The 22772-nt window shown below is 64.0% G+C and carries 22 protein-coding genes and 1 riboswitch; of the genes, 16 read left to right on the top strand and 6 right to left on the bottom strand.

Annotation, left to right across the window (positions count from 1 at the left end; genetic code table 11):
* Position 1 precedes the first annotated feature (1 nt).
* Both AC07Y9_RS03880 and AC07Y9_RS03875 read right to left on the bottom strand, forming a co-directional pair.
* Positions 2 to 1321 carry a PQQ-dependent sugar dehydrogenase gene (locus AC07Y9_RS03880; RefSeq protein WP_102679053.1) on the bottom strand — a complete coding sequence of 440 codons (1320 nt, stop codon included), beginning with the start codon at positions 1319 to 1321 and terminating at the stop codon, positions 2 to 4.
* Between the two features lie 72 nt (positions 1322 to 1393).
* Entirely contained in the window at positions 1394 to 1975 is a 582-nt protein-coding gene (locus AC07Y9_RS03875; RefSeq protein WP_087092433.1) for a hypothetical protein, read from the bottom strand.
* 163 nt (positions 1976 to 2138) lie between these two features.
* A riboswitch (cobalamin riboswitch) is annotated at positions 2139 to 2374 on the top strand.
* Positions 2375 to 2454: 80 nt separating this feature from the next.
* Here AC07Y9_RS03875 and cobO point away from each other — a divergent pair.
* The 14 genes from cobO (at position 2455) to AC07Y9_RS03805 (ending at position 13795) form a co-directional block, all read left to right on the top strand.
* A complete protein-coding gene (gene cobO / locus AC07Y9_RS03870) occupies positions 2455 to 3066 on the top strand; it encodes a cob(I)yrinic acid a,c-diamide adenosyltransferase (RefSeq protein ID WP_053262256.1) in 612 nt (203 codons plus the stop codon).
* Complete coding sequence (locus AC07Y9_RS03865; RefSeq protein ID WP_102679054.1) at positions 3063 to 4388, top strand: cobyrinic acid a,c-diamide synthase CobB; 1326 nt, start codon at positions 3063 to 3065, stop codon at positions 4386 to 4388. The genes cobO and AC07Y9_RS03865 overlap by 4 nt, the downstream gene beginning before the upstream one ends.
* Positions 4385 to 5035 carry a 5,6-dimethylbenzimidazole synthase gene (gene bluB / locus AC07Y9_RS03860; RefSeq protein ID WP_009045103.1) on the top strand — a complete coding sequence of 217 codons (651 nt, stop codon included), beginning with the start codon at positions 4385 to 4387 and terminating at the stop codon, positions 5033 to 5035. The genes AC07Y9_RS03865 and bluB overlap by 4 nt, the downstream gene beginning before the upstream one ends.
* Positions 5032 to 5940: an adenosylcobinamide-phosphate synthase CbiB gene (gene cbiB / locus AC07Y9_RS03855; protein ID WP_007927792.1), complete on the top strand. Its 909-nt coding sequence runs from the start codon at positions 5032 to 5034 to the stop codon at positions 5938 to 5940. The genes bluB and cbiB overlap by 4 nt, the downstream gene beginning before the upstream one ends.
* Positions 5933 to 6925 carry a threonine-phosphate decarboxylase CobD gene (gene cobD, locus AC07Y9_RS03850; protein WP_102679055.1) on the top strand — a complete coding sequence of 331 codons (993 nt, stop codon included), beginning with the start codon at positions 5933 to 5935 and terminating at the stop codon, positions 6923 to 6925. The genes cbiB and cobD overlap by 8 nt, the downstream gene beginning before the upstream one ends.
* Positions 6922 to 8373 (top strand): cobyric acid synthase, encoded by a 1452-nt coding sequence (locus AC07Y9_RS03845; RefSeq protein ID WP_102679056.1) that lies wholly within the window; start codon positions 6922 to 6924, stop codon positions 8371 to 8373. The genes cobD and AC07Y9_RS03845 overlap by 4 nt, the downstream gene beginning before the upstream one ends.
* A gap of 61 nt (positions 8374 to 8434) precedes the next feature.
* Positions 8435 to 8956: a bifunctional adenosylcobinamide kinase/adenosylcobinamide-phosphate guanylyltransferase gene (cobU, locus tag AC07Y9_RS03840; protein ID WP_102679057.1), complete on the top strand. Its 522-nt coding sequence runs from the start codon at positions 8435 to 8437 to the stop codon at positions 8954 to 8956.
* A complete protein-coding gene (cobT, locus tag AC07Y9_RS03835) occupies positions 8953 to 10008 on the top strand; it encodes a nicotinate-nucleotide--dimethylbenzimidazole phosphoribosyltransferase (RefSeq protein WP_102679058.1) in 1056 nt (351 codons plus the stop codon). Before cobU ends, cobT begins: the two co-directional genes overlap by 4 nt.
* Positions 10005 to 10580: an alpha-ribazole phosphatase family protein gene (gene cobC / locus AC07Y9_RS03830; RefSeq protein WP_102679059.1), complete on the top strand. Its 576-nt coding sequence runs from the start codon at positions 10005 to 10007 to the stop codon at positions 10578 to 10580. Before cobT ends, cobC begins: the two co-directional genes overlap by 4 nt.
* A 2-nt stretch (positions 10581 to 10582) precedes the next feature.
* On the top strand, positions 10583 to 11314 hold the full coding sequence (locus AC07Y9_RS03825; RefSeq protein ID WP_102679060.1) for an adenosylcobinamide-GDP ribazoletransferase: 732 nt from the start codon (positions 10583 to 10585) through the stop codon (positions 11312 to 11314).
* An 82-nt stretch (positions 11315 to 11396) separates the two neighbouring features.
* A complete protein-coding gene (locus AC07Y9_RS03820) occupies positions 11397 to 11801 on the top strand; it encodes a MarR family winged helix-turn-helix transcriptional regulator (RefSeq protein WP_007927803.1) in 405 nt (134 codons plus the stop codon).
* A 51-nt stretch (positions 11802 to 11852) separates the two neighbouring features.
* The gene (locus AC07Y9_RS03815) at positions 11853 to 13055 is read left to right on the top strand and encodes an MFS transporter (RefSeq protein ID WP_102679061.1); all 1203 of its coding nucleotides are present in this window, start codon (positions 11853 to 11855) and stop codon (positions 13053 to 13055) included.
* Entirely contained in the window at positions 13052 to 13213 is a 162-nt protein-coding gene (locus tag AC07Y9_RS03810; protein ID WP_007927805.1) for a hypothetical protein, read from the top strand. The genes AC07Y9_RS03815 and AC07Y9_RS03810 overlap by 4 nt, the downstream gene beginning before the upstream one ends.
* 30 nt (positions 13214 to 13243) lie before the next feature.
* Entirely contained in the window at positions 13244 to 13795 is a 552-nt protein-coding gene (locus AC07Y9_RS03805) for a glutathione peroxidase (protein ID WP_102679062.1), read from the top strand.
* Positions 13796 to 13868: 73 nt separating this feature from the next.
* Here the strand turns inward: AC07Y9_RS03805 and AC07Y9_RS03800 are convergent, their stop codons facing one another.
* The 3 genes from AC07Y9_RS03800 to AC07Y9_RS03790 form a co-directional block, all read right to left on the bottom strand.
* Positions 13869 to 15152, bottom strand: a complete 1284-nt coding sequence (locus tag AC07Y9_RS03800; protein ID WP_102679063.1) for an OmpP1/FadL family transporter — start codon at positions 15150 to 15152, stop codon at positions 13869 to 13871.
* A gap of 145 nt (positions 15153 to 15297) precedes the next feature.
* Positions 15298 to 15780 (bottom strand): hypothetical protein, encoded by a 483-nt coding sequence (locus AC07Y9_RS03795; protein ID WP_007927808.1) that lies wholly within the window; start codon positions 15778 to 15780, stop codon positions 15298 to 15300.
* A 274-nt stretch (positions 15781 to 16054) separates the two neighbouring features.
* Positions 16055 to 16279, bottom strand: coding sequence for a hypothetical protein (locus AC07Y9_RS03790; RefSeq protein ID WP_102679064.1), 225 nt, complete (start codon positions 16277 to 16279; stop codon positions 16055 to 16057).
* Positions 16280 to 17220: 941 nt separating this feature from the next.
* Here AC07Y9_RS03790 and AC07Y9_RS03785 point away from each other — a divergent pair.
* Together AC07Y9_RS03785 and AC07Y9_RS03780 are read left to right on the top strand one after the other, a co-directional pair.
* Entirely contained in the window at positions 17221 to 17544 is a 324-nt protein-coding gene (locus AC07Y9_RS03785; RefSeq protein WP_102679065.1) for an SEL1-like repeat protein, read from the top strand.
* Positions 17545 to 17719: 175 nt separating this feature from the next.
* Complete coding sequence (locus tag AC07Y9_RS03780) at positions 17720 to 19087, top strand: DNA recombination protein RmuC (protein WP_162096439.1); 1368 nt, start codon at positions 17720 to 17722, stop codon at positions 19085 to 19087.
* A gap of 15 nt (positions 19088 to 19102) precedes the next feature.
* Here the strand turns inward: AC07Y9_RS03780 and AC07Y9_RS03775 are convergent, their stop codons facing one another.
* On the bottom strand, positions 19103 to 22573 hold the full coding sequence (locus AC07Y9_RS03775; protein WP_102679066.1) for a hybrid sensor histidine kinase/response regulator: 3471 nt from the start codon (positions 22571 to 22573) through the stop codon (positions 19103 to 19105).
* Between the last annotated feature and the right edge of the window lie 199 nt (positions 22574 to 22772).

Raw genomic sequence — 22772 nt, 5'->3', positions numbered from 1 at the left:
CCTATTGCGCCTTGGCTGCTGACACGCGCCAGACTTTGTTGCCGACATCATCGGCCACCAGCAGATCCCCTTGCTTGTCGATCACTACGCCGACCGGGCGCCCCATGGCTTTCTCGTCAGCGTTGAGGAAACCGGTCAGCACGTCCACCGGTTGGCCTACCGGCTTGCCATTGGCGAAGGGTACGAAGATCACTTTGTAGCCGCTGTGGGGCTTGCGGTTCCACGAGCCATGCTGGCCGATGAACACGCCTTGGGTGAACGGTGCCGGCAGCTTGCTGCCTTCGGCGAAGGTCAGGCCGAGGGAGGCGGTATGCGGACCGACGGCATAATCCGGGGCGATGGCCTTGGCCACCAGGTCCGGGTTCTGCGGAGTGACTCGTACGTCCACATGCTGGCCGTAATAGCTGAATGGCCAGCCATAGAAGGCGCCGTCCTTGACCGAGGTGATGTAGTCCGGCACCAGGTCGCTGCCGATCTCGTCGCGCTCGTTGACCGCGGTCCACAGCTGGCCGCTTTGCGGCTCCCAGGCCATGCCGTTGGGGTTGCGCAGGCCTGAGGCGAAAATCCGTTGCTTGCCGCTGGCGCGGTCGACTTCCCAGATGGCGGCACGGCCTTCTTCTTGGTCCATGCCGTTTTCGCCGACGTTGCTGTTGGAGCCGACCGTGACGTACAGCTTGCTGCCGTCCTTGCTGGCAATCACGTTTTTGGTCCAGTGGTGGTTCAACTTGCCGCCAGGCAGGTCCACCACCTTGGTCGGCTGGGCGCTGATCCTGGTGTCGCCGTCCTTGTAGGGGAAGCGCAGCAGGCGATCGGTGTCGGCGACGTACAGGTCATTGCCCACCAGGACCATGCCGAACGGCGAGTTGAGGTTTTCCAGGAATGCCGTGCGGGTTTCCGCCACGCCATCGTGATCCTTGTCCCGCAGCAGGGTGATGCGGTTCGGGCTGGGCACGCCGGCCCCGGCGCGGTTCATGATCTTGCTGGCGATCCAGCCACGAATACCCTTGCTGTCATCGGGGGAGGGCGGGGCGTTGGTCTCTGCTACCAGTACGTCGCCGTTGGGCAGCACGTACAACCAGCGCGGATGGTCCAGGCCTTCGGCGAATACGGCGACCTGGGTGCCGGTGGCGGCCACCGGTTTGGCGCCTTGCGGCCAGCCGATCGCGGGCGCGATGTTCACGGTCGGGAACAGGGTCTTGTTCGGTTCGGGGAGTTTCGGCGAGGGGCCGGTGCCGTCGGAGACCTGGAGGGTGGAGGTTTCGCCACAGGCACCAAGGCCTGCGGCGACGGCGATAAGGATTGCGTATCGAAGTTTGAGCATGCTGATTTCCCTATGTATGCACGACGTCGGTGTAGTCATAGAGAAGCACAGGTCGGCGATGGTTCAACCCGTTCAGCGCGCTTCCTTGAACAGCACGGCAACGCCGGGGTGATAGTTGCCGGCTTCATTGCGCAATTTGCGGTACGCGTAGGGGAAGTACCAGGCCACGGCGCAGCAATGTTCCTTTTGCAGGTCGTCGACCATGTCCTGCAGTTCTTCCGGGGTGGCGCTGTGCTGGGTTTTCTGGGGCGTGACGAACAGGCAGCCGAGTTTCAGGTCGCTGGGGTAGCTGGCTTTTTTCGCGTCGCTGGCGACATCCAGCAACGGTTGGGTCAGGTGCAGGCTGTTGACCCGGGGCCAGCGCTGGGTGGTCTGGATGTAGACGCGTTCCTCCTGCGTGGCGATGTACAGGTCGGTGCGGCCGTTGCGGTCGCCGTCCTCGAGCTGTTTTTTGCTCGGTGCGTGTTCCAGGGTGACCATCTCCGCCATCCAGGCTGCCGCCGAGAGCATTCCCAGGTTGGCTTTTTCGTCGAACCAGTACGGGCTTTCGTTATCGCCGCGCACGGCGTTGTAGCGGTCGATGCAATCGAACCAGCGTTCCAGGGCAGGGCGCAGGAATTCCAGTTTCGGATTGCTGATGATCATGCCTTGCATAGGACTTTTCCTATTATTGTTGAGATATTGGAGTTTTTTAACGCGATTATGGCTATTTGATATCACTGCACTGAGTGTGGCACAAGATTGGCGTCATTTTTCCGATATGCAGCATTCGCCGATCTGCGGGGCTTTAATTGACGCTCCACCCCCAACCCTCTAACCTTCGCGACTTGTTTCAGGTGCTCTGTGGCCTTGGGTCGACAGAGTGAAACAGGGAAGCCGGTGAGTACGCGTGCCGAAGGCGCACGCACGACGATTCCGGCGCTGCCCCCGCAACGGTAAGTGAGTCAAGACTGCGCCTGATGCCACTGTGTCGACTGTCGACATGGGAAGGCGCGCAGTTGGGCATCCCAGCCACTCACAAGCCCGGAGACCGGCCTGATCCATCCAACGGCATCACGGTGGGCGATGCCAGGCTTGCGCCGTCTATTCCTATTCCTGCCCCCCGTTATCCAGCCCCAACGGAGAGCTGCCCCATGACTGAATCCCCCGATCGTGACGAACGCCATCTGGCGCGCATGTTGCGCAAAAAAGCCGTGATCGATGAACGCATCGCCAACTCGCCGAACGAGTGCGGTTTGCTGCTGGTGCTGACCGGCAACGGCAAAGGCAAAAGCAGCTCGGCCTTCGGCATGCTCGCGCGGGCCATGGGCCACGGCATGCAATGCGGCGTGGTGCAGTTCATCAAGGGCCGCAACAGCACTGGCGAGGAATTGTTCTTCCGGCGCTTCCCGGAGCAGGTGCGTTTCCATGTCATGGGCGAAGGCTTCACCTGGGAAACCCAGGACCGCCAGCGCGACATCGCCGCGGCCGAAGCGGCCTGGGCGGTTTCCCGCGAACTGCTGAGCGATCCGACGATCGGCCTGGTGCTGCTCGATGAACTGAACATCGCCCTCAAGCACGGCTATTTGGACCTGGATCAGGTGCTCAGCGACCTGCAGGCGCGACCGCCGATGCAGCATGTGGTGGTCACCGGACGTGGCGCCAAGCCAGAGATGATCGAGCTGGCCGACACCGTCACCGAAATGGGCATGGTCAAGCATGCGTTCCAGGCCGGGATCAAAGCGCAAAAAGGCGTCGAACTGTGAGTGATGCCCGTCATTGCCCGGCGGTATTGATTGCCGCGCCGGCTTCCGGTCAGGGCAAGACCACCGTGACCGCCGCGCTCGCCCGCCTGCATCGCAATCAGGGACGCAAGGTGCGCGTGTTCAAGTGCGGCCCGGACTTTCTCGACCCGATGATCCTCGAGCGCGCCAGCGGTGCGCCGGTGTATCAACTTGACATGTGGATGGTCGGCGAGCAGGAAAGCCGCCGCCTGTTGTGGGAGGCCGCCGGCGAGGCGGACCTGATCCTGATCGAAGGCGTGATGGGGTTGTTCGACGGCACGCCGTCCAGCGCCGACCTGGCGCGGCATTTCGGGGTGCCAGTGCTCGCGGTGATCGATGGCACGGCCATGGCCCAGACCTTCGGCGCCCTGGCGCTGGGGCTGGCGCGTTATCAGCCGGACTTGCCGTTCGCCGGCGTGCTGGCCAACCGCGTCGGCACCCTGCGGCATGCGCAGTTGCTCGAAGGCAGCCTGACCGAGGGCCTGCGCTGGTACGGCGCGCTGTCCCGGGAGACCGGCATCGAACTGCCCAGCCGCCATCTGGGGTTGGTGCAGGCCAGCGAACTCAACGATCTGGATCTGCGTCTCGACGCCGCCGCGGCCGCCTTGGCGGACAGCTGCGAAGTGGCCTTGCCGCCCGCGGTGGGGTTCGCCGCTCCCCAGACGGTTGCCGTCGAGCCGCTGTTGGCCGGTGTGCGCATTGCCGTGGCCCGCGACGAAGCCTTTGCCTTTACCTATGGTGCGAGCCTGGATCTGTTGCGGGCCATGGGCGCCGAGCTGGACTTTTTCTCGCCGATTCATGACGCGACACTGCCGGAGGCGGACAGCCTGTACCTGCCAGGCGGTTACCCGGAGTTGCATCACCGGGCGCTGGCGGCGAACGGCTCAATGCTCAGCGCGATCCGCGCGCATCACGCCGCAGGCAAACCCTTGCTCGCCGAGTGCGGCGGCATGTTGTATCTGCTGGATTCCCTGACCGACGTCAACGGCGAGCGTGCCGAACTGCTGGGCCTGTTGCCCGGCGACGCGGTGATGCAAAAGCGCCTGGCGGCCCTGGCCTTGCAGGCGGTGGAGTTGCCGGAAGGCTCGTTGCGCGGGCATACCTACCATCATTCGTTGACCAGCACCGAGCTTGCGCCGATCGCCCGCGGCCTGAGCCCGAATGGCGGGCGCGGCGCGGAAGCGGTTTACCGCGAAGGGCGGATGACCGCCTCTTATGTGCATTTCTATTTTCCGTCCAACCCCGAAGCGGTGGCGGCCCTGCTGGCGCCGGCAGGAGCGAGCATGCTCGCGCGGCGCCCATGAGCGACAACGCCTTTTCCGCGGCCGAGCGCGACGCGGTCTATCGCGCGATCGCCGAGCGTCGTGACATGCGTCACTTCGTCGGTGGCACGGTCGAGCCGCAGGTCTTGCGTCGCCTGCTGGAAGCGGCGCACCAGGCGCCCAGCGTCGGCCTGATGCAGCCCTGGCGGTTCATCCGTATCAGTGACCGGTCGTTGCGCGGGCAAATCCAGCAACTGGTGGAAGAGGAGCGGGTACGCACCGCCGAGGCCTTGGGCGAGCGTTCCGATGAGTTCATGAAGCTCAAGGTCGAAGGCATCAACGACTGCGCCGAGGTCCTGGTGGCAGCGCTGATGGACGACCGTGAGCGGCATATTTTCGGCCGCCGCACCCTGCCGGAAATGGACCTGGCCTCGCTTTCCTGCGCGATTCAGAACCTGTGGCTGGCGGCCCGGGCCGAAGGGCTGGGCATGGGCTGGGTGTCGCTGTTCGAGCCCGCTGCCTTGGCCCAGTTGCTGGGCCTGCCGGCCGGGGCCAAGCCGCTGGCGGTGCTGTGCCTGGGCCCGGTCGGCGAGTTTTACCCGGCGCCGATGCTGGTGCTCGAAGGCTGGGCGCGGGAGCGTCCGCTGAGTGAATTGCTGTATGAAAATTATTGGGGAGTGAGTCAATGAGTGTGGCGTTGCTGAGTGTCGCCGGGGTGGCGCTGGATGCGTTGCTGGGCGAACCCAAGCGCTGGCATCCGCTGGTGGCGTTCGGCCGTTTTGCCGATCGTATCGAGCAACGCTTCAACTCCGGCGGTCGCGGCTGGCGCAGTCATGGCGTCACCGCCTGGGTCATCGCGGTGCTGCCGCTGACCCTGCTGGCGACCCTGTTTTCCTGGCTGCCCTACATCGGCTGGTTGTTCGAGATCCTGGCGCTGTATTGCGCCCTTGGCCTGCGCAGCCTCGGCGAGCATGTCGAGCCGGTGGCCCAGGCCTTGCGCAGCGACGACCTGGACCAGGCGCGGCAGCGGGTCGGCTATCTGGTGAGCCGGCAGACCAGCGAGCTGGATGCCACCGAAGTCGCCCGCGCAGCTACCGAGTCGGTGCTGGAAAACGGCAGCGACGCGGTGTTCGCCGCCTTGTTCTGGTTTGCCGTGGCCGGCGCGCCGGGCGTGGTGCTCTATCGCCTGAGCAACACCCTGGATGCGATGTGGGGCTATCGTAATGAACGTTTCGAGCGTTTCGGCTGGGCGGCGGCGAAGATCGACGACCTGCTCAACTACATTCCAGCCCGCCTGGTAGCCCTGACTTACGCGTTACTGGGCAAGACCCGCCTGGCGCTGAAATGCTGGCGCCGCCAGGGGCCGACCTGGGACAGCCCGAATGCCGGGCCGGTGATGGCGGCCGGGGCCGGTGCCCTGGGCGTCGAGCTGGGCGGCGCGGCGATCTATCACGGCGAACTGCACCAGCGCCCGCAATTGGGCGAAGGCGTGGCGGCCGATGCCTCGTCCATCGATCGCGGCTGGCAACTGGTGCAGCGCGGGGTCTGGTTATGGCTGCTGATTCTCTGCGTGGGAGCTGAGTTCTATGCTTGAGCACGGTGGTCGCCTGCGCAAGGCGGCCGAGCAATACGGCATCGCCGAGGCCGACTGGCTGGACCTGTCCAGCGGCCTGGCACCCTGGCCGTGGCCGATTCCCGAGATCGGGATGCGGGCTTGGGCGCGCCTGCCGGAAACCGACGATGGCCTGGAGCAGGCGGCCCGCGACTACTACGGCGCGGCCCATGTGTTGCCGGTGCCCGGTTCCCAGGCGGCGATCCAGCTGCTCCCGCGTTTGCGCCGCGCCGGCAAGGTCGGCGTGCTGTCGCCCTGTTATGCCGAGCACGCCGAAGCCTGGCGCCGCAGCGGCTACATCGTGCGGGAAGTGCTGGAACAGGAAGTGGACTTTTTCCTCGACAGCCTGGACGTGCTGGTGGTGGTCAATCCGAACAATCCCACGGGCTTGAGCCTGACCCCGGAGCGCCTGCTGGACTGGCATGCGCGCCTGGCGCAGCGCGGTGGCTGGCTGGTGGTCGACGAAGCCTTCATGGACAACACTCCCCAGCTGAGCCTGGCGGCCCAGGCCGATCAGGTGGGGTTGATCGTCCTGCGTTCCTTCGGCAAGTTTTTCGGCCTGGCCGGGGTGCGCCTGGGCTTCGTGCTGGCCGAGCGCAAGCTGCTCAAGCTGCTGGCCGAGCAGGTCGGCCCCTGGGCCGTCAGTGGGCCGACCCGGGTGCTGGGCCAGGTGTGCCTGCGTGACAGCCAAGGCCATGAGCGGCAACGAGTGCGCAGCGAAGCGGCGAGCCTGCGCCTGGCGCAGTTGCTCGAGCGCCATGGCCTGAAACCCCAGGGGGGCTGTGCGCTGTTCCAGTGGCTGATCACCGATCACGCCGAGCTGTTGCATGAGTTCATGGCGCGCCGGGGCATCCTGCTGCGGCTGTTCACCCACAACAGCAGCCTGCGCTTCGGCCTGCCGGCCGACGAAGCCGACTGGTCGCGTCTCGAACAGGCCTTCGTCGCCTACGCCAAGGAACATCCATGACCACCCTGATGGTGCAGGGCACCACTTCCGACGCCGGTAAAAGCACCCTGGTGACGGCGCTCTGCCGCTGGCTGACGCGCCAGGGCGTCAGCGTCGTGCCCTTCAAACCGCAGAACATGGCCCTCAACAGCGCGGTGACCGCCGACGGTGGCGAGATCGGCCGGGCCCAGGCAGTACAGGCCCAGGCCGCGCACCTGGAGCCGCACACTGACATGAACCCGGTGCTGCTCAAGCCCAACAGTGACACCGGGGCCCAGGTGATCATTCACGGTCGCGCGGTGACCACCATGAACGCGGTGGCCTATCACGACTACAAGGCCATCGCCATGCAGGCGGTGCTGGCCTCTCACCAACGCCTGAGCGCGGCCTATCCGGTGGTGATGGTGGAAGGCGCGGGCTCGCCGGCGGAGATCAACCTGCGGGCCGGCGACATTGCCAACATGGGCTTTGCCGAAGCGGTGGACTGCCCGGTGCTGCTGATCGCCGACATCAACCGTGGCGGGGTTTTCGCCCATCTGGTGGGCACCCTGGAGCTGTTGTCGCCGAGCGAGCAGGCGCGGGTCAAAGGTTTCATCATCAACCGTTTTCGCGGCGATATCGCCCTGTTGCAACCGGGCCTCGACTGGCTCGAAACGCGTACCGGCAAGCCGGTGATCGGCGTGTTGCCCTATGTGCTGGACCTGCATCTGGAAGCCGAGGACGGCATTGACCAGCGTCAGGCCGACAAGGCCGAGCAGGTGCTGAAAGTACTGGTGCCGGTATTGCCGCGCATCAGCAATCACACCGACTTCGATCCGCTGCGCCTGCACCCTCAGGTGGACCTGCAATTCATCGGTCCCGGCCAGGCGATTCCGCCGGCCGACCTGATCATCCTGCCCGGCTCGAAAAGCGTGCGCAGCGACCTGGCGTACCTGCGCGCCCAGGGCTGGGACACGGCCATCGCCCGGCACCTGCGCTACGGCGGTAAGTTGCTGGGTATCTGCGGCGGTTTGCAGATGCTCGGCGAGCAGCTGCACGACCCTTTGGGGTTGGAAGGCGCGCCAGGCTCCAGCGCGGGGTTGGGGCTGCTGGCGTTCGATACGGTGCTGGAACAAGAGAAGCAGCTGCGCAATGTGCGTGGACGTCTGGCGCTGGAGGAGGCCGAGGTCAGCGGTTATGAGATCCATGCCGGCGTCACGACGGGGCCTGCGCTGGAACTGGCCGCCGTGACCCTGGACGACGGTCGCTGCGACGGCGCGCGCAGCGACGACGGGCAGATTCTCGGCACCTACCTGCACGGTCTGTTCGAGGCGCCGGCGGCCTGCAGTGCGTTGCTGCGCTGGGCGGGTTTGCGCGAGGTGCAGGCGGTCGACTACCACGCTCTGCGCGAGCGTGATATCGAGCGCCTGGCCGATCTGGTGGAGCAGCACCTGGACACCGAGCACCTGCGCCAGCTTTGCGGGCTTTAGAGCGTCGGCGCCGGCATTGCCGCGCCGCTGTGGCTGTACCTCAATTCAAGGGTTTCCAAGCATGTTGCAACTGATCCTCGGCGGTGCCCGTTCCGGTAAGAGTCGCCTGGCGGAAAAGCTCGCCGGCGAGAGCGGCCTGGCCGTGACCTATATCGCCACCAGCCAGGCGCTGGACGGCGAAATGAATCAGCGCATCGCCCATCACCGCGAACGGCGTCCGGCCCAATGGGCATTAATCGAGGAGCCGTTGGAATTGGCGCGGGTGCTGCGCGAAAGCGCGAGCGCCGAGCGCTGCCTGCTGGTGGATTGCCTGACGTTGTGGCTGACCAACCTGTTGCTGCTGGAGGATGCCCAGCGGCTCGCCAGTGAGCGCGAAGCGCTGCTGGAGTGCCTGGCGTCGCTGCCGGGCGAAATCATTTTTGTCAGCAACGAGACTGGAATGGGTGTTGTGCCGCTGGGCGAGTTGACTCGCCGTTATGTCGATGAAGCCGGTTGGCTGCATCAAGCCCTGGCCGAGCGTTGTCAGCGGGTAGTGCTGACGGTGGCCGGCCTGCCCCTGACTCTGAAAGGAACTGCGTTATGAATGACTTCTGGTGGCTGCGGCCGTGCAAGGCGCTCGACACTCAAGCCCTGGAGGCGGCGCAGTCGCGTCAGCAGCAATTGACCAAGCCCGCGGGTTCGCTGGGGCAGCTGGAGCGGGTCGCAGTACAGCTGGCCGGCTTGCAGGGGCGGGTCAAGCCTGGCCTGGAGCAGCTGTGGATTGCGATTTTCGCCGGCGACCACGGGGTGGTGGCCGAGGGCGTTTCGGCTTATCCGCAGGCAGTCACGGGGCAGATGCTGCACAACTTCGTCAGCGGCGGCGCAGCCATCAGCGTGTTGGCGCGGCAGCTGCGGGCACGCCTGGAAGTGGTCGATCTCGGCACGGTGACGCCCGGCTTGAACCTGCCCGGCGTGCGGCATTTGAACCTGGGGGCGGGCACCCGGAACTTCGTCGAGGGGCCGGCCATGACCCAGGCCCAGGGCGAGCAGGCTCTGCAGGCCGGACGTGACAGTGTGCTGCGAGCCGTCGAGCAGGGCAGCGAACTGTTTATCGGCGGCGAGATGGGCATCGGCAACACTACCGCGGCCAGCGCCGTGGCCTGCGCCTTGCTGGATATTCCGGTGGCGCACCTCGCGGGGCCGGGCACCGGCCTGGATGCGGCGGGTGTCAGCCACAAGGCGCAGGTGATCGAGCGCGCCTTGAGTCTGCATGCCGCCCAGCGTGGCGATGCCTTGCAGGCCTTGTTCAACCTTGGCGGTTTCGAGATCGCCGCGCTCGTTGGGGCCTACCTGGCCTGTGCCCAGGAAGGCGTCGCGGTGCTGGTCGATGGTTTCATTTGCAGCGTGGCGGCGCTAGTGGCGGTGCGGCTGAACCCCGAGTGCCGCCCGTGGCTGCTGTTCGGCCACCGTGGGGCCGAGCCGGGGCATCGGCATATCCTGCAAACCCTCGAGGCCGAGCCTTTGCTGGACCTCGGCCTGCGTCTGGGCGAGGGCAGCGGCGCGGCGCTGGCGGTGCCATTGCTGCGCCTGGCCTGCGACCTGCACGCGCAGATGGCGACTTTCGCCGAAGCGGCCGTAGCGGATCGTCCGGCATGACCTTGCGCCTGGACCTGCTGCGCCACGGCGAAACCGAGCTCGGTGGTGGCCTGCGCGGCAGCCTCGACGATGCCCTGACCCATGCCGGATGGCAGCAGATGCGTGCTGCTGTCGCAGGCCGGGGGCCCTGGGATCGGCTGGTAAGTTCGCCCTTGCAACGCTGCGCGCGTTTTGCCGAGGAATTGGGGGCGCGCCTGGCGCTGCCGGTGACCCTGGACCCGGATCTGCAGGAGCTGCATTTCGGTGCCTGGGAAGGGCAGAGCGCGGCGGCGCTGATGGCCACCGACGCTGAGGCGCTGGGGCGGTTCTGGGCCGATCCCTATGCCTTTACCCCGCCGCGGGGCGAGCCGGTGCTGGCGTTTTCCGCGCGGGTGCTGGGGGCGGTCGAACGTCTGCATCAGCGTTATGCCGGCGAGCGGGTGCTGCTGGTCAGCCATGGCGGGGTGATGCGCTTGTTGCTGGCCCGGGCCCGAGGTTTGCCGCGTGAGCAGTTGCTGAATGTCGAGGTTGCTCACGGTGCCTTGTTCGCCCTGACTGTCGAGGCTGGCCTGGTATTGAGCGAGGGAGTCTGAGCGTGCTGCCATTCTGGATCGCCCTGCAATTTCTCAGCAGTTTTCCGGTGCGTTTGCCGGGCATGCCGTCGCCCGAGGAAATGGGCCGGTCGTTGCTGTTCTACCCGTTGATCGGCCTGCTGTTCGGGCTGCTGCTCTGGGGGCTGAACCAGTTGTTGATGGGCGCGCCGCTGTTGCTGCATGGGGCGTTGTTGCTGACGGTCTGGGTGCTGCTCAGCGGTGCCTTGCATCTCGATGGGCTGGCCGATAGCGCGGATGCCTGGCTGGGCGGCTTCGGCGATCGCGAGCGCACGCTGACGATCATGAAGGACCCGCGCAGCGGGCCGATTGCCGTGGTCACCCTGGGGCTGGTGTTGCTGCTCAAGTTCGCCGCGCTGGTAGCGCTGATCGAGCAGCAGGCCGGCGTTGCCTTGCTGCTGGCGCCGCTGATCGGTCGTGGCGCCTTGCTGGGATTGTTCCTCTGCACGCCTTATGTGCGCCCTGGTGGCCTTGGGCAGGCGCTGGCGAATCATCTGCCACGTCTGGCCGGCAAGTGGGTGTTGGTGCTCGCCGCTCTGGCCTGTGTCGTGCTCGGTGGTTGGGGCGCGGTGTTGGCGTTGCTGCTGGCGGGCCTGGTGTTTGCCGGTTTGCGTCAATTGATGCTGCGCCGTCTGGGTGGCACCACCGGGGACACGGCGGGCGCCCTGCTGGAACTGCTGGAGGTGACGGTCCTGGTAGGGTTGGCGCTGTTCTAGAAAGGCGGAGCGCGGGTTTTATTCGCGCCCTGAACTATGCAAATTTCTTGCATTCCCTTAATCGCGGGTATATACACGCACCATGCTTCCTTCTCAATGTCTGTGCACCAACCTGCGGCGCGCCGCCCGTGGCGTCAGCAGGTTCTACGACGGCGCTCTCGACGGCTTCGGGATCAACGTTGCCCAGTATTCCTTGCTGAGCAACCTGCAGCGCCTGGACCAACCGAGCATTTCCAGCCTGGCCGAGGCCATGGGCCTGGACCGCAGTACCCTGGGCCGTAACCTGCGGGTGCTGGAAGGCGAGGGCCTGGTCCGGCTGTCCGAAGGCGAGGATCAACGCAATCGCATCGTCCAGCTGACTGATGAGGGCCAGCAGCGACTGCTGGCGGCCTTGCCGGCCTGGGAAGCGGCGCAACAGCGCTTGATCGACCGTCTGGGTGCAGAAAAACGCGAAACCTTGCTGGCCTTGCTGAACGAACTGGCGTGAAGGCCTTTCGTTCGATGATAAGCGGGTATATACCCGTAAATGGAGAATAAAATGACTTCGATGTGGCGTACCAGCGGTTGGGTTCTTCTCGGGAGTGCGCTGATCCTGGCCTTGTCCCTGGGGGTAAGACATGGCTTCGGGCTGTTTCTGCCGCCCATGAGCGCGGAGTTCGGCTGGGGGCGCGAGGTGTTTGCCTTTGCCATTGCCCTGCAGAACCTCATCTGGGGCCTGGCCCAGCCCTTCACTGGAGCCCTGGCCGACCGCTTCGGTGCGGCGAAGGTGGTGCTGGTCGGCGGTGTGCTGTACGCCGTGGGCCTGTTGTTCATGGGGTTGGCCGATTCGCCGCTGTCGCTGTCGTTGAGCGCCGGCTTGCTGATCGGTATCGGGCTTTCGGGGACCTCGTTTTCAGTGATTCTCGGCGTGGTGGGGCGCGCGCTGCCGGCGGAGAAACGCAGCATGGGCATGGGGGTCGCCAGTGCGGCCGGTTCGTTCGGTCAATTCGCCATGCTGCCGGGCACCCTGGGGTTGATCGGCTGGCTCGGCTGGTCGTCGGCACTGTTGGTGCTGGGGTTGCTGGTGGCATTGATCGTGCCGCTGGTGAGCATGCTCAAGGACAAGCCGCTGCCCAGCCTGGGCCATGAGCAGAGCCTCTCCGAGGCCTTGCGTGAGGCCTGCTCTCACTCCGGGTTCTGGCTGCTGGCGTTCGGCTTTTTCGTCTGCGGTTTCCAGGTGGTGTTCATCGGCGTGCATTTGCCAGCCTACCTGGTGGACCAGCACTTGCCGGCCACGGTAGGCACCACGGTGCTGGCGCTGATCGGCCTGTTCAATATCTTCGGCACCTACACCGCCGGCTGGCTGGGTGGGCGCATGTCCAAGCCGCGCTTGTTGACCGGCCTGTACCTGTTGCGTGCGGTGGTCATCGGCCTGTTCCTCTGGCTGCCGGTGACGCAAGTCAGTGCGTATCTGTTCGGCATGGCCATGGGCTTCCTGTGGCTGTCGACGGTGCCGCTGACCAATGGCACGGTGGCGACCTTGTTCGGGGTGCGCAACCTGTCCATGCTGGGCGGCATCGTGTTTCTGTTTCACCAGTTGGGCTCGTTCCTCGGCGGCTGGCTCGGCGGGGTGGTCTACGATCGAACCGGGAGTTATGACTTGATCTGGCAGGTGGCGATTCTCCTCAGTCTGCTGGCCGCGGCCCTGAACTGGCCAGTGCGCGAGCGTCCGGTTGCCCGTCTGCAGGCAAGCGCGGCATGAGCCGGACAGGCTTGCGCTGGGTCAGTCTGGTGGCTGTCGTCGCGCTGTTGGCGGTGGCCTGGTGGGGCTGGCACCAGGGCGGGCTGGCGCTGATGCAGTTGGGCATGGGCGTCTGCCAGGAAGCGCTTGCTAGGGCGTCCGCCGGGCGAGTAGTTTGACCCTTTGACGGTACTTTCAAGGAGTTGAATATGTTGGCGCGCTGGCTTGCTGTTCCAGCTGTACTCATGGTGTTTGCCGGTTCGGCCTGGGCGGGCGAATGCTCGTCGCTGTTGCAGGGTTCGCTGCCCAAGCTGCGCGCCAAGGAGTCCATCGACCTGTGCCAACGCTTTGCCGGCAAGCCGCTGGTAGTGGTCAATACCGCGAGCTTTTGCGGCTTCGCCCCGCAGTTCAAGGGGCTCGAGGCGTTGTACCAGCGTTACAAGGATCAGGGGCTGGAGCTGGTAGGCGTGCCGTCCAATGACTTCAAACAGGAGTCCAAGGATGGTGCGGAGACGGCCAAGGTCTGTTATGCGAACTACGGCGTCACCTTCACCATGACCGAGCCGCAGCAGGTCCGAGGCCCGGACGCGGTGCACCTGTTCAAGGTCCTGGCCGAGCAGAGCAGTGCGCCGAAGTGGAATTTCTACAAGTATGTGGTCGATCGCCAGGGCAAGGTGATCGCCAATTTCTCCAGCCTGACCAAACCGGACAGTCCTGAACTGATCGAGGCCGTGGAACAGGCGCTGGCGTCCAAGCCTTGAGAGTTATCCACGGTCAATAAAAAAGCCCCTGCATCCTTGGATGCGGGGGCTTTTTCGTTCAGGCCGTCAGGCTTTAGAAGCGGTAGGTTGCACCCACGCCGAAGCCGTTTGCGCTGTTTTCGTACTCGGCGCTGTAAGACTGGCCGAGCGTATTGTGGTTGTTGACCTTGACCTTCTCTTCCTTGAGGTAGGAGTAAGCCACGTCGATGGTCAGGTCTTCAGTTGGGCTCCAGCCGGCGCCGAGGCTGAAGATGGTCCGGTCGCCGGTAGGGATGCGTGGCGAACGGTTGGTGTTGTTGGCCGGCGACTGGTCGAAGCTCAGGCCGGTACGCAGTACCCACTGCTTGTTCAACTGGTAGGAAGTACCGATGGCATAGGCCCAGGTGTCGTGCCAGTTCTGTTCTTCCTTGATGGAGCTGAGGGCACCCGGGGCCAGAAGACCACCGGCGCTGGCGGTTACGCCTTCGTTTTGTACAGTGATGTCTTTCAGGCGGCTCCAGCGGGTCCAGGTCGCACCGGCGTAGAGTTTCCAGGCATCGTTGAGGTCCTGGGTCACCGACAGGTCGGCCGACTCAGGGGTGGTGATGTCCAGCGAGGCGTCGTAGCGAGCACCGCGAAGCAGGGCGCCCGGAGTACCGGCGCCTGGGCTGACTTCGGTGTGGCCTTCCAGCTTGTACTTGACCTTCGAGTGATAAGTCAGGCCCACGCGAGTGGTATCGGTCGCCTGGACCAGCACACCGATGTTGTAGCCATAGCCGATATCGTCACCCTTGATCTGGACATTGCCATCGTTAGGCGACAGTGGCGTGGTCAGCGCGGATTCCAGGGTGCCGGAAATGCGGTTGATGGTCGGGCCGAAACCGATCGACACCTTGTCGTTGAAGGCATAGCTGACGGTTGGCTGGAAGGTGACGACTTTAACTTCGCTTTTGCTGCCGAAGTTACGGCCCTGGAAGCCGCTTTCATAGTCGGTGATCAGGCCGAACGGGGCGTAGACACCCAGGCCGAAGGCCCACTGGTCATCGATAGGCTTGACGTAGTAGGCCATTGGGACGGCAGTGAACGGCACCATATCGCCTTTGTTGGTCCCTCTCTGGCTACCGCTGGCGTCGTTGATATCGGTGGACGCGTCGATAGCCGCGAGGCCGCCAGTGACTTGCTGGCGTTTCAGGCGCGACATACCGGCAGGGTTACCAAAAACTGTGCTTGCATCGTCGGCAGCAGAGGATCGACCGGCGAAACCAGTACCCATGCCGCTGATGCTTTGTTCGTTCAGGGCAAAGCCGCTTGCGAAAAGTTGGGTGGATGCCATGGCAACGGCAAGGCTAAGACTGGTTTTGAGTATTACTTTTTTCATTATTAGAACTCCTGGTGATCACCGGAGCGAAAATTACCAACATTTCCTCCTCAACGCTATAGGCTGTATGGCTTGAGATAGAGCGGTTTTGTAGGACAATCCGACCAAAATTGCGGTTGTTTGCGCGATCTTGCAAAAAGTCCGGTCAGCAGGCGACCTGATTCAGTGGCGCAACACAGGTCTGCCAGGCATCGGCGAAGTCCCGCAGACGTCCTTGTGGCTGGAAGATCTGCTTCCAGATACGAGCCATGCCGACCAGGTCATCGGCCTCGGGGAGCGGGGTGTTCTGCTCTTCTACCAGCAGCCAGGCGATGGCGGTGGCATAACGCAGGTTGACGGTCAGTTCCAGATGCGGCCCGCTGAGGAATGCATGCTGGCTGGCCAGGCCGCGAACCAGGCTGGCGCGTTCCGGGTCCAGGGCCAGATAGTGGTCCCAGAGTGCCTGGTGGCGGGGTTCGGCGATGCGGTAGAGGCCGTGGCCTCTGCGGTCGTGCAGGGCGGAGCCGAGGGCGGATTGACTGGCGGCGATGCCTAGCAGCAATGATTCTGCGGTGCGACTGTGATTGCCCAGATAGATCAGGGTCGGGCGGATCACGTAGCGGCACAGTTCGCTGGCGGCAATACCCATAAAGCCCTCGAAGCGTGAAGTGGCCGGCGAGGCCTGATGGGGGAGCTTGGCAGCGATGGATCGGTCAGGCTCGCCGGAAGCGGATCATGCCGCTTGAGTTGAAGTGTAGTGTCATCTCGTTGCTGTAAAGGCCTGTTTTTAAAATATTTCCGGCTTCCTGTTATAACCGTTATACCGGATGGTGCTTTAGCCGAAGGCGGGAAAATCGAAATAACAGGTAATAAAAAGCCCCGCTATTCAGGCGGGGCTTCGGGTTTTTCAGCGCTCTGGCGTCTCAGGCGGTCAGGGCCTGACGGGTGCGCTCGATCACCGCTTGCAGCGGCTCGGCGCTGGAATACTGATCGGGGTACAGGCGTTCGCTGTGACGAGCGATACCGTGTTCGTTGACCAGGGTGAAGCTGAAGCAGCCTTTGCGAGCGGCCATGATCAGGCAGTTCATTGGAGCAAAAGCATTGGTAAGGGCGCGAATGGCATCCTGAGTCTGGATTTGAGTAGACATAGTTATTGGGTGTTCCTACAAATGACACGGTTAAGAACCGTGCAACGTTAAAACGTTCCAGTAACGCCGACCACCATTGGTCGAACGAAGAACCCGACTGGAACAAAGCAGCCAGTTGGAAGCGCTTTATCAAGTGCGCGCTAGGGCTGGCAGGTAGGTACTTAGGAGGGCAGGCAATCACAGCAGGGGTTAAGGTTCTGGGCCCCAGGTGAAGATCCTGATCAATTTGCAGGTTGGTTCGGTCAGAGTAAAAAGGGCTTCGCGACATCCTTTGCAATGTGTTCAAAGGCAGTGTCGGCGAAAGCTTTACCTGGAAACCAGCGAGGTGGTCGATCCCGTGTAGTCGGTAGAAACTTCTCTTCAGGGAAGCTGAACCGGGGGATTTGTTCGACCAGAATTGACTTTCAGCTTGGTACTAACGCTGTGGATGATAACGGATTGATGTAGCTGGTGCAAGTGTGTTAGGCAAAATGGTTATGAGCGTCACAGGGGCGAGGTCGTGAACAAGGCAGGCCGGCCTTTCCACCGTAGTTGAGCAGAAAGTTGTTACTGGAGCTTTGGTCTTCGCTGCTGCTCTCCCGTGAACGGGCGAAAAAGGTGCACCGATATAACCGGATCAAGGGTACTTGTGCACAATAGTTGCGCGGACTGTCACCGGCCTGTCACCTCACCTGTCGAGCCCTCCAATGCCTGCGATGAAAATTTAAGTCAATGAAAAACATCGGTTTTTTTTACTGGTGAAAAAATCGTCAGTTTGACTGCGGGCCCCGTCCCATGCGGCTTTCGGAGACTTGTAGGGCGGTTGTCCACTGAGTTATCCACAGCTTCTGTGGATTGTCCCAAGCGCTTGCTCTAGCACGGGCGTGCCGAGTTTTTTCGACTTTACGCGTGTGAAAAAAGGAGTAGAGTGGCGCGCCTTCCGATCTGCCCTACAGTGCTTTATGAAGTTTCGCTCAGTGTCACCTTCTGTTACCTCTGCCTCTTCCAGTGTTACCGAGCCCAAGCGTTTTTCGTTACGTGTGGCCATGTGGCTGCTCGACAGCCCGCGCCTGAGTGATAACCGGAACGTCAAGCACTTTGCCGGGCGTTTGCTCAAGCAGCCTGCCCGGGAAGGGGTAGTGGCGGCGCAGAGCCGTCTCGGCCAACTGATGTGCCGCGAATGCGGCAACGCCCGCGATCGGCGGATCGGTCATGACCTGCTGCGCCAGGCGGCACGGGCTGGCGATCGCCGCGCCCAGCTGGAGCTTGGCCAGATCGAAGACTGAGCTGTCCAAGCCTCGGTCCCTTGGTTAACCTTCAAGCTTTATTTCACTGTCTGGAGTGGCTATGGCTATGGACTTGACCAGCGTACTGCTCGGTCTGGCAGGCGCGGCATTGCCCTTGGTGGCGCTCGCCTGGCAACTGCAACGCCGTCTGAGCTCCCGCCAAACCGAACTGTCCCTGCTGGAGGAACGCCTGGCCACGGCGTTGCTGGCGCAGGATGGTTTGAACGCCCAACTGGATGCCTGCCGCGACGAGATCAGCGACCTGGGCCAGGCCAATGCCGTGAAGCAGGCCGACCTGGCGGCGGTGCGCCGGGAAGTCGAGTTGTTGCAGATCGAGCGCGACAACGCCCGTGATGCCGCCCACGCCTGGAACCTTGAACGGGCCAACAAGGAAGCCGAACTGCGGCGTCTGGACGCCCAGGCCGCGTCATTGAATGCCGAGTTGCGCGAGCAGCAGGAAAGCCACCAGCAGCGCCTGAGCGACCTGCAAGGCTCGCGGGACGAGCTGCGGGCGCAGTTCGCCGAGCTGGCGGGCAAGATCTTCGACGAGCGTGAGCAGCGTTTTGCCGAGAACAGCCAGCAGCGTCTCGGACAATTGCTCGACCCGCTCAAGGAGCGCATCCAGTCCTTCGAAAAGCGGGTCGAAGAGAGTTATCAGGCCGAAGCGCGCGAGCGTTTTTCCCTCGGTAAGGAGCTCGAGCGCCTGCAGCAGCTGAACCTGCGCTTGAGCGACGAGGCGACCAACCTGACCCGTGCGCTCAAGGGCCAGAAAACCCAGGGCAACTGGGGTGAGCTGATTCTCGAGCGGGTACTGGAGCATGCCGGCCTGGAGAAGGGCCGTGAGTACCAGACCCAGGTCAGCCTCAAAGGGCCCGACGGCGAGCGTTTCCAGCCCGACGTGCTGATCATGCTGCCCGGCGACAAGCAGGTGGTGGTGGACTCCAAGGTCAGCCTGACCGCCTACCAGCAGTTTGTCGCGGCGGACGATGAAGTGATCGGCCAGGCGGCGCTGAAGCAGCACGTACTGTCCTTGCGCAATCACGTCAAAGGCCTGGCCGGCAAGGATTACAAGCGTCTGGAAGGCTTGCACAGCCTGGATTTCGTCTTGCTCTTCGTGCCCATCGAGGCAGCTTTTTCCGCTGCCTTGCAAGCCGAGCCCAACCTGTTCCAGGAAGCCTTCGACCGCAATATCGTGATCGTCAGCCCGACCACCTTGCTGGCTACCCTGCGAGTGATCGACAGCCTGTGGAAGCAGGAGCGGCAGAGCCAGAACGCCCGGGAAATCGCCGAACGCGCCGGTTGGCTGTACGACAAGTTCGTGTTGTTCATTCAGGATCTGGATGAAGTCGGCAATCGCCTGCAGCAGCTGGACAAGGCCTACAGCGCCGCGCGCAACAAGCTGACCGAGGGGCGTGGCAACCTGGTCAGCCGCAGCGAACAACTGCGGTTGCTCGGGGCGCGTGCCAGCAAGAGCCTGCCGGCGGACCTGCTGGAGCGGGCGATGACCGATGCCGACGGCGCGTTGCTTGAACTGCCGGATTGATTCGAGAGCGGGCTATCAGAGCGGCAGATGCCGGCTCAGCAGCGCCCGCAACGCCGCGGGCTTCACCGGCTTGGCCAGGTAGTCCAGCCCAGCGGCGTGCACCTCGGCGACCATCTCGGGGCGCCCGTCGGCGCTGATCACCACGCCTGGCACCGGGTCACCCAACTGGGTACGCAGCCAGGCCATGACCTCGGTGCCGGTTTCGCCATCGTCCAGGTGATAGTCCACCAATGCCAGTTGCGGGCGCACGCCATCATTGAGCAGCGCCGCGCATTCTTCGCGGTTACGCGCGGTCCAGACCTGGCAGCCCCAGCGGCTGAGCAGGCTGTTCATGCCGATCAGGATGCTGTCTTCGTTGTCGACACACAGCACCTGGGCGCCGGACAGCAGATGGCCATTGAGTTCGGCCACCTGCCTCGGTGCGCTGACGGCCGCCTTGGCCAAAGGCACGCTGACACTGAAGACGCTGCCCTTGCCCGGCCAGGAGCGTACTTGCAGGCCGTGACCGAGCACGCGACACAGCCCGTCGGCGATCGCCAACCCGAGGCCCAGGCCTTTTTCGGCGCGGGTCTGGTGGCTGTCGAGGCGTTTGAACTCTTCGAAGATCACTTGCTGCTTATCCAGTGGAATCCCCGGTCCACGGTCCCAGACTTCCAGGCACAGCTGGTTGCCGCGGCGGCGCACGCCCAGCAGCACAGGCCCCTTGGCGTAACGGAAGGCATTGGTCAGGAAGTTCTGCAGAACCCGGCGCAGTAGCTTGATGTCGCTGTCGACCCTGAGACGGCTGCCGCGCAGGCGGAATTTCAGGCCTTGCTCCTGGGCCAGTACCTTGAATTCGGCCCCCAGGGTATCGAACAGTTCGTTGAGCACGAACGGCTTGCGCTCCGGATTGATCTTGCCGTTTTCCAGGCGGGAGATGTCCAGCAGGTCGCTGATCAGGTCTTCGGCGGAGCGCAGGGAGCTGTCCAGGTGTTGGACCAATTGCTGGGCTTCGGCGGACAAACCGTCGTCCTGGTGGGAGAGGGCGGCGGAGAACAGCCGGGCGGCATTCAGTGGTTGCATCAGGTCGTGACTGACCGCCGCCAGGAAACGCGTCTTGGACTGGTTCGCGGCCTCGGCGGTGCCCTTGGCCTCGGTCAGCGCGGCGTTCAGTTGCGACAGTTCGTGGGTTCGCTCGGCGACCCGCTGCTCCAGGCCTTCGTTGGCTTCGGTGAGGGCCTGTTCGGCTTCGCGGAACGGGGTGATGTCGGTGAAACTCATGACAAAGCCGCCGCCGGGCATCGGGTTGCCGATCAACTCGATCACCCGGCCATTGGGGAACAGCCGTTCGGAGGTGTGGGCGCGGCCCTGACGCATCCAGTGCAGGCGGCGGGCGACATGCACTTCGGCCTCGCCCGGCCCGCACAGGCCTCGTTCGGCGTTGTGGCGGATGATGTCGGCGATCGGCCGGCCGACGCTGATCAGCCCGTCCGGGTAGTTGAACAGCTCCAGGTAGCGACGGTTCCAGGCCACCAGCCTGAGGGACTGGTCGACCACGCTGATGCCCTGGCTGATGTTCTCGATCGCCCCTTGCAGCAAGGCCCGGTTGAATTGCAGCACTTCAGAGGCTTCGTCGGCGATGCGCACTACGTCTTCGAGCTGCATCTCCCGCCCTTCGATGGCGGCCTTGACCACCGCGCGGGTGGACGATGCGCCGAGCACGCCGGCCAGCAGGCGTTCGGTGTGGGCGATCCATTCGCCGTCGGCGTTCTGGTTGGGGTTGAAGCCTTTGCCCTGGCGGTAGGCAAAGCGGATGAAGCTCTGGCGGGCCCGTTCTTCCCCGACAAATCGCGCGGCGAGCTTGAGCAGGTCGTCGATCTGTACCGACAGCATCGATCGGGCGCTGGGGCGGCCGCTGATTTCCTGGCCGATGAAGCGCCCGGCCTGCCAGTGTTCCGAAACCCGGGTACGCGACAGCACCGAGACCCAGGCGAACAGGGTGAAGTTGCCGGCCAGCGACAGCACCACACCCTGGGTCAAGGGTGTGATCGGCAGGTTCAGCGGGTTGCCGTGCAGCCAGGCCAGGCCCGGGAAGCTGTTCAGCGACCAGCCCAGGCTGTGGGCGGCGATCGGCAGGACCAGGGTGTAGAACCACAGGAAAGTACCGGCCGCCAATCCGGCGAACACGCCGCGGCGGTTGGCCTGCTTCCAGTACAGCGCGCCGAGCATGGCTGGGGCCAGTTGGGTCACCGCGGCGAAGGCGATCTGGCCGATGGTCGCCAGGCTCGCGGTGGAGCCCAGCAAGCGGTAGCTGACATAGGCCAGCAGCAGGATGACCACGATGCTGACCCGGCGCACCGAGAGCATCCAGTGGCGGAACACTTCGAAAGGCCGTTCGGCACTCTGCCGGCGCAGCAGCCAGGGCAGCAGCATGTCGTTGGAGACCATGGTCGACAGGGCCACGCTGGCGACGATCACCATGCCGGTGGCGGCCGACGCGCCGCCGATGAAGGCCAGCACGGCCAGGGCCGGATGGGCCTGGGCCAGGGGCAGGCTGATGACGAACGAATCCGGCAGCACCGAACTGGGCAGCAGCATCTGCCCGGCCAGGGCGATCGGCACCACGAACAGCGCGGCCAGGGCCAGGTAGGCGGGAAACACCCACTTGGCCAGGCGCAGGTCCTGGGGCTCGATGTTCTCCACCACGGTGACGTGGAACTGCCGTGGCAGGCAGATGATCGCCATCATGGCGACGCCGGTCTGCACCACCATCGACGGCCAGTTGATGGTTTCTTCCCAGTACTGCTCCAGGCGCGGGGCAAGCATGGCCTGGCTGAACAGGTCGTCGAAACCGTCGTACAGGCCATAGGTGACAAAGGCGCCGACCGCAAGAAAGGCCAGCAGCTTGACCAGGGACTCGAAGGCAATCGCCAGCACCATGCCGCGGTGGTGCTCGGTGGCGTCGAGGTTGCGGGTACCGAAGACGATGGTGAACAGCGCCAGGATCAGCGACACGATCAGCGCCGTGTCCTGGGCGCGGGTGCCCATGGTGTCGGCACCCGCGCCGATCAGCAGGTCCACGCCAAGCACGATGCCCTTGAGCTGCAGGGCAATATAAGGAAGCACGCCGACCAGGCAGATCAGCGCCACCACCACCGCCAGGGTCTGGGACTTGCCGTAGCGCGCGGCGATGAAGTCGGCGATGGAGGTGATGTTTTCCTGCTTGCTGATCATCACCATCTTTTGCAGGACCCAGGGCGCGAGTACCAGCAGCAGGATCGGCCCCAGGTAGATCGGCAAGAACGACCAGAGTTGCTCGGCGGCCTGGCCGACGGCGCCGAAGAAGGTCCAGCTGGTGCAATACACCGCCAGCGACAGGCTGTACACCCAGGCACGCACCCGCGGCGGCAAGGGCGCGCTGCGACGGTCACCGTAAAAGGCGATGGCGAACATGATGGCCATATAGGCCAGGGCGACGATGGCGATCAGCCCGCTGGACAGCGACATGGAAACTCCGAACATAAAGGCGCGCCGGGCGCTTCAGCCCGGTCAGACAGTCTCGCACGATGTTCGGGGTTCGTCAGTGTCGACCAAGGTATTGGCGCGGCCAGGTGTCGCAGGGGGAAGAGGGCTGCCTGTCAGGTTTTATCGCGGAAGGCGCGCGCTTATGGAAGGTGGCTCGGAACCGGTCGGCGCGAGGGCAGCC

The organism is Pseudomonas sp. GW456-L12, from assembly GCF_059424045.1.
This window is presented reverse-complemented; position numbering and strand designations above follow the sequence as displayed.

Excerpts from the sequence above, each read along its gene's own strand:
- AC07Y9_RS03880 (WP_102679053.1), bottom strand. The coding sequence starts at position 1,321 with ATGCTCAAACTTCGATACGCAATCCTTATCGCCGTCGCCGCAGGCCTT.
- AC07Y9_RS03810 (WP_007927805.1), top strand. The coding sequence starts at position 13,052 with ATGAGCCGGACAGGCTTGCGCTGGGTCAGTCTGGTGGCTGTCGTCGCG.
- cbiB (WP_007927792.1), top strand. The coding sequence starts at position 5,032 with ATGAGTGTGGCGTTGCTGAGTGTCGCCGGGGTGGCGCTGGATGCGTTG.
- bluB (WP_009045103.1), top strand. The coding sequence starts at position 4,385 with ATGAGCGACAACGCCTTTTCCGCGGCCGAGCGCGACGCGGTCTATCGC.
- AC07Y9_RS03785 (WP_102679065.1), top strand. The coding sequence starts at position 17,221 with ATGAAGTTTCGCTCAGTGTCACCTTCTGTTACCTCTGCCTCTTCCAGT.
- AC07Y9_RS03775 (WP_102679066.1), bottom strand. The coding sequence starts at position 22,573 with ATGTCGCTGTCCAGCGGGCTGATCGCCATCGTCGCCCTGGCCTATATG.
- AC07Y9_RS03815 (WP_102679061.1), top strand. The coding sequence starts at position 11,853 with ATGACTTCGATGTGGCGTACCAGCGGTTGGGTTCTTCTCGGGAGTGCG.
- cobT (WP_102679058.1), top strand. The coding sequence starts at position 8,953 with ATGAATGACTTCTGGTGGCTGCGGCCGTGCAAGGCGCTCGACACTCAA.
- AC07Y9_RS03795 (WP_007927808.1), bottom strand. The coding sequence starts at position 15,780 with ATGGGTATTGCCGCCAGCGAACTGTGCCGCTACGTGATCCGCCCGACC.
- cobD (WP_102679055.1), top strand. The coding sequence starts at position 5,933 with ATGCTTGAGCACGGTGGTCGCCTGCGCAAGGCGGCCGAGCAATACGGC.
- cobC (WP_102679059.1), top strand. The coding sequence starts at position 10,005 with ATGACCTTGCGCCTGGACCTGCTGCGCCACGGCGAAACCGAGCTCGGT.
- AC07Y9_RS03790 (WP_102679064.1), bottom strand. The coding sequence starts at position 16,279 with ATGTCTACTCAAATCCAGACTCAGGATGCCATTCGCGCCCTTACCAAT.
- AC07Y9_RS03800 (WP_102679063.1), bottom strand. The coding sequence starts at position 15,152 with ATGAAAAAAGTAATACTCAAAACCAGTCTTAGCCTTGCCGTTGCCATG.
- cobO (WP_053262256.1), top strand. The coding sequence starts at position 2,455 with ATGACTGAATCCCCCGATCGTGACGAACGCCATCTGGCGCGCATGTTG.
- AC07Y9_RS03820 (WP_007927803.1), top strand. The coding sequence starts at position 11,397 with ATGCTTCCTTCTCAATGTCTGTGCACCAACCTGCGGCGCGCCGCCCGT.
- AC07Y9_RS03845 (WP_102679056.1), top strand. The coding sequence starts at position 6,922 with ATGACCACCCTGATGGTGCAGGGCACCACTTCCGACGCCGGTAAAAGC.
- AC07Y9_RS03805 (WP_102679062.1), top strand. The coding sequence starts at position 13,244 with ATGTTGGCGCGCTGGCTTGCTGTTCCAGCTGTACTCATGGTGTTTGCC.
- AC07Y9_RS03875 (WP_087092433.1), bottom strand. The coding sequence starts at position 1,975 with ATGCAAGGCATGATCATCAGCAATCCGAAACTGGAATTCCTGCGCCCT.
- cobU (WP_102679057.1), top strand. The coding sequence starts at position 8,435 with ATGTTGCAACTGATCCTCGGCGGTGCCCGTTCCGGTAAGAGTCGCCTG.